This window comes from Variovorax sp. Soil_C_12, assembly GCF_057657375.1.
The window spans coordinates 91,162-105,225 of sequence record NZ_JBDGIO010000011.1; the positions used below are offsets into that span (position 1 = coordinate 91,162).

Annotated in this window: 14 protein-coding genes; 8 read left to right on the forward strand and 6 right to left on the reverse strand. The window is 69.8% G+C overall.

Features of this window, described 5'->3' with window-relative positions:
- Window positions 1-22: 22 nt before the first annotated feature.
- The 4 genes from AC3A6X_RS25545 to AC3A6X_RS25560 all read right to left on the reverse strand — a co-directional run bounded on the left by AC3A6X_RS25545 (window position 23) and on the right by AC3A6X_RS25560 (window position 4,335).
- The gene (locus tag AC3A6X_RS25545; RefSeq protein WP_487844805.1) at window positions 23-712 is read right to left on the reverse strand and encodes a glutathione S-transferase family protein; all 690 of its coding nucleotides are present in this window, start codon (window positions 710-712) and stop codon (window positions 23-25) included.
- Between the two features lie 98 nt (window positions 713-810).
- Window positions 811-1,485 carry an ABC transporter ATP-binding protein gene (locus AC3A6X_RS25550; protein ID WP_487844806.1) on the reverse strand — a complete coding sequence of 225 codons (675 nt, stop codon included), beginning with the start codon at window positions 1,483-1,485 and terminating at the stop codon, window positions 811-813.
- On the reverse strand, window positions 1,482-3,122 hold the full coding sequence (locus AC3A6X_RS25555; protein ID WP_487844807.1) for an ABC transporter permease: 1,641 nt from the start codon (window positions 3,120-3,122) through the stop codon (window positions 1,482-1,484). Before AC3A6X_RS25555 ends, AC3A6X_RS25550 begins: the two co-directional genes overlap by 4 nt.
- 160 nt (window positions 3,123-3,282) lie before the next feature.
- Window positions 3,283-4,335: a Fe(3+) ABC transporter substrate-binding protein gene (locus AC3A6X_RS25560; protein WP_487844808.1), complete on the reverse strand. Its 1,053-nt coding sequence runs from the start codon at window positions 4,333-4,335 to the stop codon at window positions 3,283-3,285.
- Window positions 4,336-4,633: 298 nt separating this feature from the next.
- Here AC3A6X_RS25560 and AC3A6X_RS25565 point away from each other — a divergent pair, with 298 nt between their 5' ends.
- From AC3A6X_RS25565 to AC3A6X_RS25585, 5 genes are read left to right on the forward strand one after another with little or no spacing between them, the layout of a single operon-like run.
- Window positions 4,634-6,190 carry a class I adenylate-forming enzyme family protein gene (locus tag AC3A6X_RS25565; protein ID WP_487844809.1) on the forward strand — a complete coding sequence of 519 codons (1,557 nt, stop codon included), beginning with the start codon at window positions 4,634-4,636 and terminating at the stop codon, window positions 6,188-6,190.
- The gene (locus tag AC3A6X_RS25570; RefSeq protein ID WP_487844905.1) at window positions 6,187-7,161 is read left to right on the forward strand and encodes an NAD(P)H-dependent flavin oxidoreductase; all 975 of its coding nucleotides are present in this window, start codon (window positions 6,187-6,189) and stop codon (window positions 7,159-7,161) included. The genes AC3A6X_RS25565 and AC3A6X_RS25570 overlap by 4 nt, the downstream gene beginning before the upstream one ends.
- Window positions 7,162-7,198: 37 nt before the next feature.
- The gene (locus AC3A6X_RS25575) at window positions 7,199-7,927 is read left to right on the forward strand and encodes an SDR family oxidoreductase (protein WP_309964016.1); all 729 of its coding nucleotides are present in this window, start codon (window positions 7,199-7,201) and stop codon (window positions 7,925-7,927) included.
- 28 nt (window positions 7,928-7,955) lie between these two features.
- Window positions 7,956-8,570 carry a DsbA family protein gene (locus tag AC3A6X_RS25580; protein WP_487844810.1) on the forward strand — a complete coding sequence of 205 codons (615 nt, stop codon included), beginning with the start codon at window positions 7,956-7,958 and terminating at the stop codon, window positions 8,568-8,570.
- Between the two features lie 14 nt (window positions 8,571-8,584).
- Window positions 8,585-9,571 (forward strand): Bug family tripartite tricarboxylate transporter substrate binding protein, encoded by a 987-nt coding sequence (locus AC3A6X_RS25585; RefSeq protein ID WP_487844811.1) that lies wholly within the window; start codon window positions 8,585-8,587, stop codon window positions 9,569-9,571.
- Between the two features lie 8 nt (window positions 9,572-9,579).
- Here the strand turns inward: AC3A6X_RS25585 and AC3A6X_RS25590 are convergent, their stop codons facing one another.
- Complete coding sequence (locus AC3A6X_RS25590) at window positions 9,580-10,395, reverse strand: IclR family transcriptional regulator (protein ID WP_487844812.1); 816 nt, start codon at window positions 10,393-10,395, stop codon at window positions 9,580-9,582.
- Window positions 10,396-10,541: 146 nt separating this feature from the next.
- On the opposite strand from AC3A6X_RS25590, the gene AC3A6X_RS25595 reads away from it, so the two are divergent.
- Window positions 10,542-11,744: an iron-containing alcohol dehydrogenase gene (locus AC3A6X_RS25595; RefSeq protein ID WP_487844813.1), complete on the forward strand. Its 1,203-nt coding sequence runs from the start codon at window positions 10,542-10,544 to the stop codon at window positions 11,742-11,744.
- 6 nt (window positions 11,745-11,750) lie between these two features.
- Here AC3A6X_RS25595 and AC3A6X_RS25600 read toward each other — a convergent pair whose 3' ends face one another.
- Window positions 11,751-12,287 carry a PaaI family thioesterase gene (locus AC3A6X_RS25600; RefSeq protein WP_487844814.1) on the reverse strand — a complete coding sequence of 179 codons (537 nt, stop codon included), beginning with the start codon at window positions 12,285-12,287 and terminating at the stop codon, window positions 11,751-11,753.
- Window positions 12,288-12,346: 59 nt separating this feature from the next.
- Between AC3A6X_RS25600 and AC3A6X_RS25605 the strand changes: the two genes are divergently transcribed.
- Window positions 12,347-12,811, forward strand: coding sequence for a MarR family winged helix-turn-helix transcriptional regulator (locus AC3A6X_RS25605; RefSeq protein ID WP_309964028.1), 465 nt, complete (start codon window positions 12,347-12,349; stop codon window positions 12,809-12,811).
- Window positions 12,804-14,063: an MFS transporter gene (locus AC3A6X_RS25610; RefSeq protein ID WP_487844815.1), complete on the forward strand. Its 1,260-nt coding sequence runs from the start codon at window positions 12,804-12,806 to the stop codon at window positions 14,061-14,063. The genes AC3A6X_RS25605 and AC3A6X_RS25610 overlap by 8 nt, the downstream gene beginning before the upstream one ends.
- Window position 14,064: the final 1 nt, after the last annotated feature.

Sequence of the window (14,064 nt, forward strand, 5' to 3'; positions counted from 1 at the left end):
TCGTGGCTTGCGGATTGTCGTGTCAGTTGCGGCCGGCGAGTGTCAGCAGATGCGCCTCGTGCTTTTCCAGGAAGGCGCGCAGCTGCTGCCGGTACTCGGGCGCCACGGCGTCGCGCACGCTGGGGCGTTCCCGAAGTGCCTGGTGCCAGGCACGCACCTTGGGCGTCTTGTCGAAGACGTGCGAGTCATGCAACTCGTCGAACAGCTCGAAGTAGCGGAACACCGGCGCGAAGACCGCATCGACCAGGCTGAAGCGCTCGCCCGCGAAGAAGGGGCCTGCACCCAGTGCCGCCTCGACGCGCGCGAACTTGGCGGCCAGGGCCTGGCGCTTCTGCTCGAAGACCTCGGCATCGCGCGTGGTCTCGTAGCCCCACAGGTCGGCGAGGATCGCGGAGCCGAACTCCATCCAGGCGCGATGCTCGGCGCGCTGCAGCGGGTCTTCGGGATGCAACCGCGGGCCGGGCTGCGTGTCCTCGATGTACTCGCAGATCACGTTGCTCTCGAACAGGATGCTCTCGCCGCCCTCGGGCCGCGGCACGCGCAGCAGCGGCACCTTGCCGAGCGGCGAGATCTTCACGAACCAGTCGGGCTTGTTCGCCAGGTCGATCACGACGCGTTCGAAGGGGACGTTTTTCTCGCGCAGGGCGATGGCGGCGCGCTGCACGTAGGGGCACAGCAGGTGGCTGACGAGGGTGAGTGCTGGTTGGGTCATCGTTCGCTTCCGTCTTGGTGGAGGGGGCGGGAAGCGCGATTCTTCCGAGGCTCGAAAACCTTATCTAAAAAAGCTCATCGTCAAAAACGGCCGTTGTGCTAAGCGGTCCAGCGTGTGAGCCGTCCGTTGTGCATCAGGCCGATGTGATCGGCCATGGCCTGCGCCTCCGCCTCGTTGTGCGTGACCAGCACCGCCGTCTGGCCGGCGGCCTTGAGGATCTCGCGCACTTCGACCGTGAGCCGTTCGCGCGTCGCGGCATCGAGGTTGGAGAAGGGCTCGTCGAGCAGCAGCAGCGCCGGCGAGGGCGCGAGCGCGCGGGCCAGCGCGATGCGCTGCTGCTGGCCGCCGGAGAGCTCGTGCGGATAGCGTCCGCCGGACTCGGCCAGGCCCACCAGCGCCAGCATCTCGGCCACGCGTGCGCGCTGGTCCGGCTGCGGCAGCCGCCGCAGGCCGAAGCCCACGTTCTGCGCCGCCGTGAGGTGCGGGAACAGCGCGTACTCCTGGAACATCATGCCGACACGCCGCTCCTCGGGCGGCAGGTGGACGCCGGCGGAAGACAGCAGCCGATCGCCGAGCCGGATGCTGCCCGCGCGCAGGGGCTCGAAGCCCGCGATCGCGCGCAGCACGGTGGTCTTGCCGCAGCCCGAAGGGCCGAGCAGGCAGCCGATGCGGCCGGCGTCGAGCGCGAGCGAGAAGCCGTCGACGACCGTGTGCAGGCCATGCGCGCCGTCGTAGGCCAGGCGCACGTCGTCGAGCTGCAGGGTGGCGCTCATTCCGGCAAGCCCTCGGCCTGAACGCCCAGACCGTTGCGCGCCAGCAGCATCACCGGCAGCAGCCCCGCGGCGACGATGGCCAGGGCGGCGATTGCGCCTTCCTCGTAGGTGCCGCGCGCGGCCTCGGCGTAGAGCCAGGTCGCCAGGGTGTCGAAGTTCGCGGGCCGCAGCAGCAGGGTGGCGGGCAACTCCTTCATCGCATCGACGAAGACCAGCAGCGCGCCGGCCGCGATCGCCGGCCGCAGCAGCGGCAGATGCACGCGGCGCAGGGTGCCGGCCGCGCTTTCGCCGAGGAGGCGCGAGGCCTGTTCGAGGGCCGGCGGGATGCGCGCCAGTCCGGCCTCGATGCCGCCCACCGGCATGGCCAGGAATCGGATCGCGCAGGCGACCACCAGCACGATGCCGGCGCTCATCAAGGGCAGGCCTTCCTGGCGCAGCACGCCGGCGAGAAGGGCGTCCAGGCCCAGCGCCGGCGTCAGCAGGCCGATGGCCAGCACCGTGCCCGGCAGTGCGTACCCGAGCGTGGCGGCGCGCGCCTGCCAGCGCGCCGGGTTGATGGTCGAGCCCTGGCTGCGCACCGCCCAGGCCACCACCAGGCCTGCGGCCACGGTGGTCACCGTCACGCCGGAGGCCAGGGCCAGGGTGTTGCCCAGGCTGGCGAGCAAGCCGTCGGAGATGCCGCCGCCCAGGCGCAGCCGCTTGGCCGTTTCCCAGAGCAGGTAGAGGGCCGGCGCGACGAAGCCGAGCACGACCGGCAGCGCGGCCGCCATGCAGGCGAGCCAGGCGGCAGCGCCGTGCAGGCGGCGCGGTTCGATGGCGCGCATGCGCTGCGCCGAGCCGAAGCGCTGGTGGCGCCGGCCGTGGCGCTCGAGCAGCACCAGCGCCACCACCACGACCAGCATGGCGCACGCGATCTGCGCGGCGCCTGCGAGATCCGAGCGCGCGATCCAGGTGGTGTAGACCGCCACCGTCAGCGTCTGGATGCCGAGGAACTCGGAGGCGCCGATGTCGTTGAGCGTTTCCAGCAGCGCGAGGCTCAGGCCCACGGCAAGCGCCGGCCGCGCCAGCGGCAGCGCGACGCGGAAGAAGGCGCCGGCCGCGTTCTCGCCGAGCGTGCGGGCCGCCTCCATCAGGTGGGCGGGTTGGGTCATGAACATGGCGCGCGCCGTCATGTAGACGTACGGGTAGAGCACGAAGCCGAGCACCAGGATGGCGCCGGGCATCGAGCGCAGGTCCGGCAGCCGGAACTGGCGCGGACTGTCGAAACCCAGGGCCCAGCGGATCGCGCCCTGCACCGGGCCGATGGGATGCAGCAGGTCGAGGTAGGCGAAGGCCACGATGTAGGTCGGCATGGCCAGCGGCAGCAGCAGCGCCCAGTGCAGCATCCGGCGGCCCGGGAACTCGCAGACCGTGACCAGCCAGGCGCAGCCGGTGCCGATCAGCAGCACCAGTACGCCCACGCCGGCCAGCAGCAGGGCGGTGTTCAGCGCGGCCTGCGGCAGCACGTGCCGCGCGAGGTGCGTCCAGTGCGAGAGGTCGGCGCCGAAGGCCAGCCAGGCCAGGCTGAGCACCGGCGCGAGGACGCCTAAGGCGATGGCGACCGATGCAGCGCGCCAGACCGGTCCGACCGGTCTCATATCGGTGCCCCCACGCTCGGCACTGCGTGTCCTCGCTGGACGTGGCGCCGCGAGACGCGTCGCCTCTTCAGCCCGTCCAAGCCTGCGCAGGCAGGCTTGGAGCCGCGGGCCTCAGCCCCGAGGGGGCTGACGTGCCTAGGGGCGGCCCGTCGGCGCGTCGTCACTGGTCGAAGCCGACCTTGTCCACCAGCGCGCTGGCCTGCTTGCGGTACTTCGCGATCTCGGTGATGGGCAGCGGGTCGACCTTCAGCTCGCCGATGCTGGAGGCGGTGATCGAGTCGAGCGCCACGCCCCTGCGCACCGGGTATTCGAAATTGGTCTCGGCATAGAAGGCCTGGGCCGGCTCGGACACCAGGAACTCCATCAGCTTGACCGCATTGGCACGCTGCGGCGCGTTCTTCGCGACCGCGGCGCCGCTGACGTTGACGTGCGTGCCGCCGCTCTTCGAGTTGGCGAAGGTCGGGCGGATCACCTTGATGGCGTCGCCCCACTTGCGCGCGTCGCTGCCTTCCTTGGCGCTCTTCATCTGGCCCACGTAGTAGGAGTTGGCCAGGCCGACGTCGCAGATGCCGCCCAGGATGTCGCGCGCCACGTCGCGGTCGCCGCCGGTGGCCTTGCGCGCCAGGTTGGCCTTGACGCCGCGCAGCCACTGCTCGGCCTTGGCCTCGCCGTCGTGCGCGATCAGCGAGGCGACCAGCGCCGTGTTGTAGGGATGCTGGCCGGCGCGGATGCAGACCTTGCCCTTGTACTTGGGATTGGCGAGGTCTTCGTAGCGGAAGGAAGTGAGGGGCAGGCTCTTGTCGGCATAGAGCACGCGCGCGCGCATCGACAGCGAGAACCATTGGCCGTCGGCGCCGCGCAAGTTGGCGGGCACGGCGGACTCGAGCGCGGCCGATTTCACCGGCTGCGTGACGCCGCCCTCGACCAGGTCGATCAGGTTGCCGATGTCCACCGTCATCAACACGTCGGCGGGGGAGCGGGCGCCCTCGGCCTTAACGCGTTCGAGCAGGCCGTCCTTGACGAACACCGTGTTGACCTTGACGCCGGTTTGCGAGCTGAAGGCCGTGAGCAGCGGCTGGATGAGGCCGGGCTCGCGCGTGGTGTAGAGCGTGACTTCGCCGGCGGCAAAGGCCGGTGCGGAAAGCCAGCCGGTGCCGGCAAGGGCGATGCAGGCCAGGGTGCGGGCGCGGCGGGCGCGCGAAACGGTGCTCATGGGGTGGTCCTCCGGGGTCTGGATGTGATGACAGTGATCGGCGCCCCTCTGGGCGCTGATACGAATCATTATCAGTGTTGCTCCGGGGCGGCGGGCGAATTTCCTTAGGAGGTCGGTGGCGTCTCGGGGCACCGACCTTGCCTCGCCCCAGGACTTGCCTCGCGCAGGCGCCGTCGATCGTCGTTCCGCTCTGCAGTACTGCCCATTGAGCCAACCATCATTCCGACGTCCAAAAACTGCTGAGCGGAATAAGATTCCGCAAAATCGCCACTCCAGGCGACACCCACAGGACGGAGACATGACGAGCCTTTCTCCCGGCCCCGCCGCCGCGCCCACGCGCATTCATCACCTGCTGGACGGCTGGGTGCACAGCCAGCCCCACGCGCTGGCGCTGAAGGACGCCGAGCTCTCGCTGAGCTACCTGACCTTGAAGGAGGCCTCGGAATCGGCGGCCCGCCAACTGGCCGAGTTGCAGGTACGCGCTGGCGACCGGGTGCTGGTGGTCGGCGAGAACTGCGCGGCCATCGGCGTGCTGGTGCTGGCCCTCAGCCGGCTGGACGCCTGGTCGATCGTGGCCAATGCGCGGCTGTCGGAGCGCGAGATCGACACCTTCATCGCGCACGCCGGCGCCCGCCGCGTCATCTACACCTGTCATGTGTCGACCGATGCGCAGAAGCACGCGCAGCGACATGGCGCCGTCGCGCAGTCCTGGGACGGGGCCGGCACCCTCTGGGTCGGCCCGCTGGCCGGCGAGGTGCAGCCGGAGCCCTGCGCGCCAGAGGCGAAGGACCAGGTGGCGGCGTTGATCTACACCTCGGGCACCTCGGGCGCGCCCAAGGGCGTGATGCTCACCCACGCCAACCTGATCTTCGCCGCCGCCAGCGCACGCGACATCCGGCGCCTGGGCCCCGGCGACCTGATCTACGGCGCGCTGCCGATGGCCCATGTGGTGGGCCTCTCGACCCAGTTCCTCGGCTGCATCGCGAGCGGCGCGGCACTGGTGCTGGAGGCGCGCTTCTCGCCTGCGACGCTGGCGCAGGCGCTGGCGCAGCAGGGCGTGACCGCCTTCACCGGCGTGCCGGCGATGTTCGCCAAGCTGCTGGACTGGGCCCGCGAGAAGGGGCAGGCGCTCGAGGCGCCGGCCCTGCGCTTCGTGTGCGTGGTCGGCTCGCCGCTCACGCCCAGCCTGAAGGCCGGCGTCGAAGCCGCGCTCGGGCTGCCGCTGCACAACGGCTACGGCCTGACCGAGACCGCGCCCACCGTGGCGCAGACCCGCATCGAGGCGCCGCGGCAGGACTGCACCGTCGGTTTCGCGCTGCCCGGCGTGCAGACGCGCATCGTGGATGCAGCCTCGGGTGCCGAGCGGGCGGCCGGCGAGATCGGCGAGTTGTGGGTGCGCGGGCCCAACCTCATGAAGGGCTACTACCGCAACGAGGCGCTGACGCGCGAGGCGGTCAACGCCGAGGGCTGGTTCAACACCGGCGACATGGCGCGCCGCGACGCCGACGGCGCGCTGCACATCGTGGGCCGCAGCAAGGAGCTGATCATCCGCTCGGGCTTCAACGTCTACCCGGTGGAGGTCGAGCAGGTGCTCAACAGCCATCCGGCGGTGGTGCAGTCCGCGGTGGTGGGGCGCACGGTGGAGCACAACGAGGAGGTGGTCGCCTTCGTCGAGCTGGTGTCGGATGCGCAGCCGGGCGAGGAGGCGATGCGCCAGTACCTGCGCGAGCGGCTGTCGCCCTACAAGGTGCCGAGCGAGATCCGCTTTCTCGCGCAGCTGCCGGCCGCACCCACCGGAAAGATCCTGAAGAGCGAACTGAAGACCCTGGCCCTGCAAGGCCGTACTGCAAGCTGAACCCCGAGGACCCTCGCATGGCACTGCCCGCACTCCTGAAAGACAAGCTCTCGCTGCCCTTGATCGGCTCGCCGCTGTTCATCATCTCCAACCCCGATCTCGTGCTGGCCCAGTGCCTGGCCGGCGTGGTGGGTTCCTTCCCCGCGCTCAACGCGCGGCCCAAGGAACTGCTGGACGAATGGCTCGCGCACATCACCGCGACCCTCGATGCGGCCCGCGAGGCCGAGCCCGCGCGCCGCATCGCGCCCTTCGCAGTCAACCAGATCATCCATCCGTCCAACGACCGGCTCGACCACGACATGGACCTGTGCGTGAAGCACCGCGTGCCGATCATCATCACCAGCCTGTCGGCGCCGACGGACTACGTGGCGCCGGTGCATGCCTACGGGGGGCTGGTCTTCCACGACGTCACCAACGTCAAGCACGCGCAGAAGGCGCTGGCAGCCGGCGTCGACGGGCTGATCCTGGTGTGCGCGGGCGCCGGCGGCCATGCCGGCACGATGAGCCCCTTCGCGCTGGTGGCCGAGGTGCGGCGCTTCTTCGACGGGCCGATCGCGCTGTCGGGCTCGATCACCTCCGGCGCGCACGTGGCCGCGGCGCTGGCGATGGGCGCCGACCTGGCTTACGTCGGCACGCGCTTCATCGCCACGCCCGAGGCCAACGCGCAGGAGGCCTACAAGCAGATGATCGTCGACAGCGCCGCGTCCGAGGTGACGTACACGCCGCTCTTCACCGGCGTACACGGCAACTACCTGACGCGCAGCATCGCGGCTGCCGGCCTCGACCCGGCGCAGCTGCCGACGGCCGACAAGTCATCGATGAACTTCGGCGCCACGCGCGTCAAGCCCTGGAAGGACGTCTGGGGCGCGGGGCAGGGCGTGGGCAACATCGACGAGGTGCTGCCCACGGCAGAGCTCGTCCAGCGCATGACGCGCGAGTACCGAGGCGCACTGGCGCAACTGGCGGTCTGAGCGCACGATCTTCACAAACACCCAAGGAGACTGAACCATGAGCGACAAGAAAGCCATCCTCGTCATCGGCGCCGGCGACGCCACCGGCGGCGCCATCGCGCGCCGCTTCGCGCGCGAGGGCTACATCGCCTGCGTCACGCGGCGCCAGGCCGACAAGCTGCAGCCGCTGGTCGACCAGATCAAGGCCGAGGGCGGGCAGGCGCACGGCTTCGGCAGCGATGCGCGCAAGGAGGAGGAGATGGTCGCCCTGGTCGAGCAGATCGAGCGCGAGATCGCGCCGATCGAGGTGGCCGTCTTCAATATCGGTGCCAACGTGCGCTTCGGCATCACCGAGACCACCGCCCGCGTGTATCACAAGGTGTGGGAGATGGCCTGCTTCGGTGGCTTCCTGATGGGGCGCGAAGTCGCCAAGGCGATGCTGCCGCGCGGCCGCGGCACCATCATCTTCACCGGCGCCACCGCCAGCCTGCGCGGCCGCGACGGCTACGCCGCCTTCTCTGGCGCCAAGCATGCGCTGCGCGCGCTGGCGCAGAGCATGGCGCGCGAGCTGTGGCCCAAGGGCATCCACGTGGCGCATCCGGTGATCGACGGCGCCATCGACACCGAGTTCATCCGCACGACGTTCCCCGAGCGCTACGCGCTGAAGGAGCAGGACGGCATCCTGCAGCCCGAGAGCATCGCCGACGCCTACTGGCAGATCCACATGCAGCCGCGCAATGCCTGGACGCACGAGACCGAGCTGCGCCCCTGGCTGGAAAGCTGGTGAGAGAGAAGGAAGAAAAAGGAGCAGCGCCATGACAGTCCCCGTCCAGTTCCTGTTCGACTTCGGCAGCCCCAATGCCTACATGTGCCACCGCGTGATTCCCGCGATCGAGGCACGCACCGGCGTGACCTTCGAGTACGTCCCCGTCCTGCTCGGCGGGATCTTCAAGCTCAGCGGCAACCGCTCGCCGGCCGAGGCCTTCGCGGGCATTCCGAACAAGCGCGCCTACGACCAGCTGGAGATCAAGCGCTTCGTCGCGAAGCACCAGCTCGATCGCTACCGGCACAACCCCTTCTGGCCGGTCAACACCCTGCAGATCATGCGCGGCGCGGTGGCAGCGCAGAAGCAGGGCTGCTTCGAGCGCTATGTCGAGGCGGTCTACGTGGCGATGTGGGAGGAGGCCCGCAACATGGAGGACCCGGAGGTCATCGTGCAAACGCTGAACGAAGCGGGCCTCGACGGCCAGCGCCTCTACGCCGGCACGCAGGACCCGGAGGTAAAGAGCCTCCTCATGGCCAACACGCAGGCCGCCTTCGAGCGCGGCGCCTTTGGCTCGCCGACCTTCTTCGTCGGCAGCGAGATTTTCTTCGGCAAGGACCGGCTGCGCGAGGTCGAGGAAGAGATCGTGCGGGCCAACGCAGCCTGATCAAGGAGACAAGCTTGAAGACAAGACAATTTCTCGGCACTGCCGCCATCGCGGCACTGTGGGGGCTCGGCGTGCCGGGCCCCGCGGCCTGGGCACAGGACGCGGCAGGCTTCCCCACGCGGCCCATCAAGATCATGCTCGGCTTCCCGCCGGGCGGTTCCACCGATTCGCCGATGCGCGTGCTGGCGGAGGACGCCTCGAAGATCCTCAAGCAGCCCGTCGTGATCGAGAACAAGCCCGGCGCGGCCGGCCTGATGCCGGCCCAGCTGCTGCAGGGCGCGCAGCCCGATGGCTACACGGTCGGCGTGATCCCGGCCAACCTGTTCCGCCTGCCCTACACCGGCACCATGAACTGGAACCCGGCCACCGACCTGCGCTACGTGATCGGCCTGACCTCCTTCGTCTACGGCATCGTGGTGCCGGCGGCTTCGCCGATCAAGAGCATGGACGACTACGTGGCCTACGCCAAGGCGCATCCCGGCGAGCTGACCTATGCCACGCCCGGCGCCTACCTCGCGCAGCACCTGGCGATGGAGCAGATCGCGCGCATCAAGAACATCCAGCTGAGCCACGTGCCCTACAAGGGCACGGCCGAGTCGCTGCAGGCGGTGGTGGGCGCGCACGTGATGTCGGCGGCCGAGACCTCGGGCTGGGGGCCCTATGTGGAAAGCGGCAAGCTGCGCCTCCTGGTCACCTTCGGCGAGAAGCGCATGAGCCGCTTCCCGGACGTGCCGACCTTGAAAGAAGTCGGCATCGACATCCCGCCGCCTTCCGCCGCCTGGGGGCTGGCGGTGCCGAAGAACACGCCGCAGGCGGTGGTGGCCAAGCTGCACGACGCCTTCAAGCAGGCGATGGAGCAGCCGGGCTTTCGCAACGCGCTGGCGCAGTACTACATGGAGCCGGTCTACATGAGCCCGGCGCGCTACCAGCAGTTCGCGGCCGAGTCGACGCAGCGCGAGAAGCAGATGCTCGACGCCATCGGTTTCGTGCGGGAGAAGTAGGGCAGCGCCTAGCGCCGCGCGCCCAGGCCCTGCTCGATCTCGCGCACCATCGCGATCAGTTTGGGCCGCACTTCGCCCAGCAGCGTGTCGCGCGACATCGACTGCGCCGGCCCCGCCGCATTGATCACCATCAGCGGCAGCCCGCCGCCCGGCTGGAAGGGCACGGCGATGCCGTTGATCTCCTTCTGCCACTCGCCGAAGGAGCCGACGCAGCCGCTTTCGGCCAGGTCGGCGCAGGCCTGGCGCAGGCCCTTCTCGATGCGCGGCCAGGCGATCGGGTCGAGTGCCTGGATGCGTTCCTCCAGCGCCAGCCGCACGTTCTCCGGCGCGGCCGCCAGGTAGGCGCGGCCCATCGCGGTGGTGGCCAGCGGGATGCGTGCGCCGATGTCCAGCCTGAGCGTCACGATCGAATGGCCGCGGCAGTTCTCGATGTAGAGCATGGACATCTCGTCGCGCAGGCCGAGCGAGACCTGGGTGCCGGTGTCGATCGCCAGCTGCTGCATCAGCGGCCGGCTCATCTCCTTCACGTCGAGCCGCGCCAGCGTGGTGCCGCCGAGCATCAGCGTGGCCATGCCGAGCCGGTAGCGGCCCGACTCCTCGACGTGATGCAGGTAGCCCAGCCGGGTCAGCGTGTAGGTCAGGCGCGTGACGGTGGACTTGGGCAACCTGCAGCGCTCCGCGAGCTCCTGGTTGCCGAGCCGCTCCTCGCCGGACTTGAAGCAGCGCAGCACGTCGAGGCCGCGCGCCAGGGCGGTGACGAAATGGCGGTCTTCGCGGCCCTCGTCCAGCACATCCGGATCGAAGGAGGCGGGAAAATTCTTCATGACGGTCTCCTGTGTTCTGCACAGCGGTATCGATCTGGGTGCCGCGACGCATTCGGGCCTATGAAGCCCGGTCGCCGAATCCCACAATTGCAGAATTATGAACCGCACTGCAAAACAAATGCAGTGCTCTTTGCAGGAGACGGACCATGGAGCAAACCATCGCCACCGGCGCCCACAACTTCGCTTCGATCGAGCGCGTCGTCTTCGGCCAGCCGGCGGCCGGCGTGATCGCGGCCGAGGCCGCGCGGCTGGGCAGCCGGCGGGTCTTCATCGTGGCGAGCCGCACGCTGCGCACGCAGACCGGCGTCATCCGCGCGATCGAGGAGGCGCTCGGCGAGCGGCACGCGGCCACCTTCGACGGCATCCCGCAGCACACCACCCGCAGCGGCGTCGCGCGTGCCACGGCCGCGGCGCTGGCGGCGGACGCCGACCTGGTGGTGGCGGTGGGTGGCGGCTCCGTCATCGACGCCTCCAAGATGGTGCTGCTGTGCATGCGCCACGGCATGACCGACGAGCACCTGGAGGCGCTCGACCGCTTCGAAGTCAAGCTGGGGGACGATGGCAAGCCCGTGCGGCCCGTCTTCGACGGCCCCGCGCTGCGCATGATCGCGGTGCCCAGCACGCTCAACGGCGGCGAGTTCAACGGCGGCTGCCTGGTGACCGACGAGCGCCGCAAGCTCAAGCAGACCTTCTTCCACCCGCTCATGATGCCGCGCACCGTCGTGCTCGATCCGGCCCTGACGCTGCACACGCCCGAGTCGCTGTGGCTGGGCTCGGCCACACGCGCGCTCGACCATGCCATCGAGGCGCTGCTGTCCACCACGCCCACGCCGATGGCCGATGCAGTGGTGCTCGACGGCATCGCGCGCATGGCGCGTGCGCTGCCGGCGTGGCGCGCCGAGCCGGCCAGCCTGGCGGCGCGCGCCGAGTGCCAGGTGGCGAGCTGGCTCTGTTCCTACGGGCTGTCCAGCCGCGGCCCGCAGGGCGGCGTGATGATGGGCCCGAGCCACGCAATCGGCCATGTGCTGGGCGGCAGCTGCGGCGTGCCGCACTACTACTGCACGCCGGTGATGATGCCGGCGATCCTGCGCTGGTCGGAGCCCGCGACCGCGGCGCGCCAGCGTCAGCTGGCCCAGGCGCTGGGCCGCCCCGGGCTGCCGGCGGCCGAGGCCTTCGCCGAACTCGTGAAGACGCTGGGCCTGCCCGCAACGCTGCGCGACGTCGGCGTCAGTGAAAGCCAATTCGAGATGATCGCGCGCACCAGCATGCGCGAGCTCTTCATCCACGGCAACGCGCGCAAGATCTCCGGGCCGGGCGAGGTGCTGGAGATCCTGCGGCTGGCGGCCTGAGCGTCTTTAGCGCTTCGCCTCGAACACCAGGCAGGTGGTGGTGGCATGCGCGTACAGCGTGCCGTCGGGCCCGTAGAGGCGCGCCTCGGCGGTGGCGAGCTGGCGGCCGCAATGGATCACCTTGCCTTCGGCGCGCACCCGCGGCACCTTGGGCGTGACGCCCTTCACGTAGTTCACGCTCAGCTCGGCCGTGGTGTAGGCGCGGCCCGGCGGCATCATCGTGTGCACCGAGCAGCCCAGCGACGAGTCGAGCAGGGTGGCGACCCAGCCGCCGTGGATGGTGCCCAGCGGGTTCAGGTGCTGCGGCAGCGGCGTCCCCTGGAACACCGCGACGCCGGGGCTCACCGAGAGGATCGTGAAGTCCAGGGTCTTGGCGATCGCGGCGTAGGGAATGTCGCCGCGCAGCATGGCCTGCATCATCTCCAGTCCGGTCTTGCCTTCGACCTGCTCGGGGCTCGCCAGCCCGGGGCCGGGGCCTGCCTCCAGACGGGCGAGGACCTCGCGCTCTTCGGCAAGCCAGGCTTCAAGGGTCGTGTTCTGCATCAAGGTTTTCTCCGACATAAAGGTTGCATATGCAACGGTTGTAGCTACAATCTTCAGCCATGGATGCTATCGCAAAGCCGCAGGGCTGTACCAGTTTCAGGCTGCGCCGCCTGACCCGCATGGTGTCACGGCACTACGACGCGCACGTCGCCGCAGCCGGCCTCAAGACCACGCAGTACTCGCTGCTCTCGCACGTGTTGAGCCTGGGCCCGCTGCGGCCGGTCGACCTGGCGCAGGCGATGAACGTCGAGGCCTCCACGCTGACGCGCAACCTCAAGCCCATGCTGGCCGCCGGCTGGCTGACCCAGACCGAGGGGCCCGATGCGCGCAGTCGCCTGATCGCCATCACCGAGGCCGGTCGCGCCAAGCGCGCCGAGGCCCAGCGCCTGTGGCGCGCCGCGCAAGTGGGCTTGAACGAGATGCTCGGCGTCGAGCGCGTCGCGGCCCTGCACCTGCTGATCGACGAGAGCATTGCGCTGCTGCAGCGCGCCGGCTTGAAAGACGAGGAAGGCAACGATGAGTGACTCCAATCCCACGCCCGCCGCGAGCGCGGGCAGCCCGGCCGTGCGTCGTTACGCGCTGTGGCTGGTGCTGCTGGCCACGGCCGGCACCTTCGCGCTCACCATGGGCGTGCGCCAGACCATGGGCCTGTTCCTGTCGGCGGTGAACACCTCGACCGGCCTGGGGGTCGCCAGCATCAGCCTGGCCTTCGCCTTCGGCCAGCTCTGGTGGGGGCTCACCCAGCCCTTCGCCGGCGCGGTGGCCGACCGCATCGGCACCGGCCGCGTGGTCTTCATCGGCGTGCTGCTGGTGGCGCTGGGCACCATCATCACGCCGTTCATGACCACCACCGCCGGCTTGATCTTCGCGATCGGCGTGCTGGCCGCGGGCGGTGCCGGCATGGCCGGGCCCTCGGTGCTGATGGGGGCCACCGCGCGCCTGGTATCGCCTGCGCAGCGCGGGCTGGCCACCGGCATCGTGAACGCGGGCGGCTCCTTCGGGCAGTTCGCGATGGCGCCGATCGCCATCGGCCTCACCACGGCCTACGGGTGGGCCAACGCGATGCAAATCCTGGGCTTCCTGATCCTGCTGGCGCTGCCGGCGGTCTTCGTGCTCAAGGGCAATTCCAACGCGCTCGCCGCAGCCTCGGGCGCCAAGCACCTGAGCGCGCGCGAAGCCCTCGGGCAGGCGCTGGCGCTGCCGAGCTTCCGCCTGCTGAGCCTGGGCTTCTTCGTCTGCGGCTTCCACGTCGCATTCCTCGCGACCCACCTGCCGGGCGTGGTGGCGGCCTGCGGCCTGCCGCCGGAAGTGGGCGGCTGGTCCCTCGCGATGATCGGCCTCTTCAACATCGTCGGCAGCCTTGCGATGGGCTGGGCGGTGGGGCGCTGGCGCATGAAGTCGCTGCTGGCGTTGCTCTATGCATCGCGCGGCGTGGCCGTGCTCGTCTTCCTGCTGGCGCCGAAGACGACGCTGGTCATGCTGCTCTTCGCGGCCGTCATGGGCGTGACCTTTCTTTCGACCGTGCCCCCGACCGTGGGCCTGGTGGCCAAGATGTTCGGCCCCGCCAACATGGCGATGCTGTTCGGCATCGTGATGCTGGCGCACCAGGTCGGCGGCTTCCTCGGCGCCTACCTGGGCGGCACCATTTTCGAGGCCACGGGCAGCTACGACTGGGTCTGGTACATCGACATCGTGCTGGCGGCCGGCGCTGCACTGGTCAATCTGCCGATCCGCGAGGCGCACCTGCCATCGCGTGTCGCCAAGGCGGCGGCCTGAG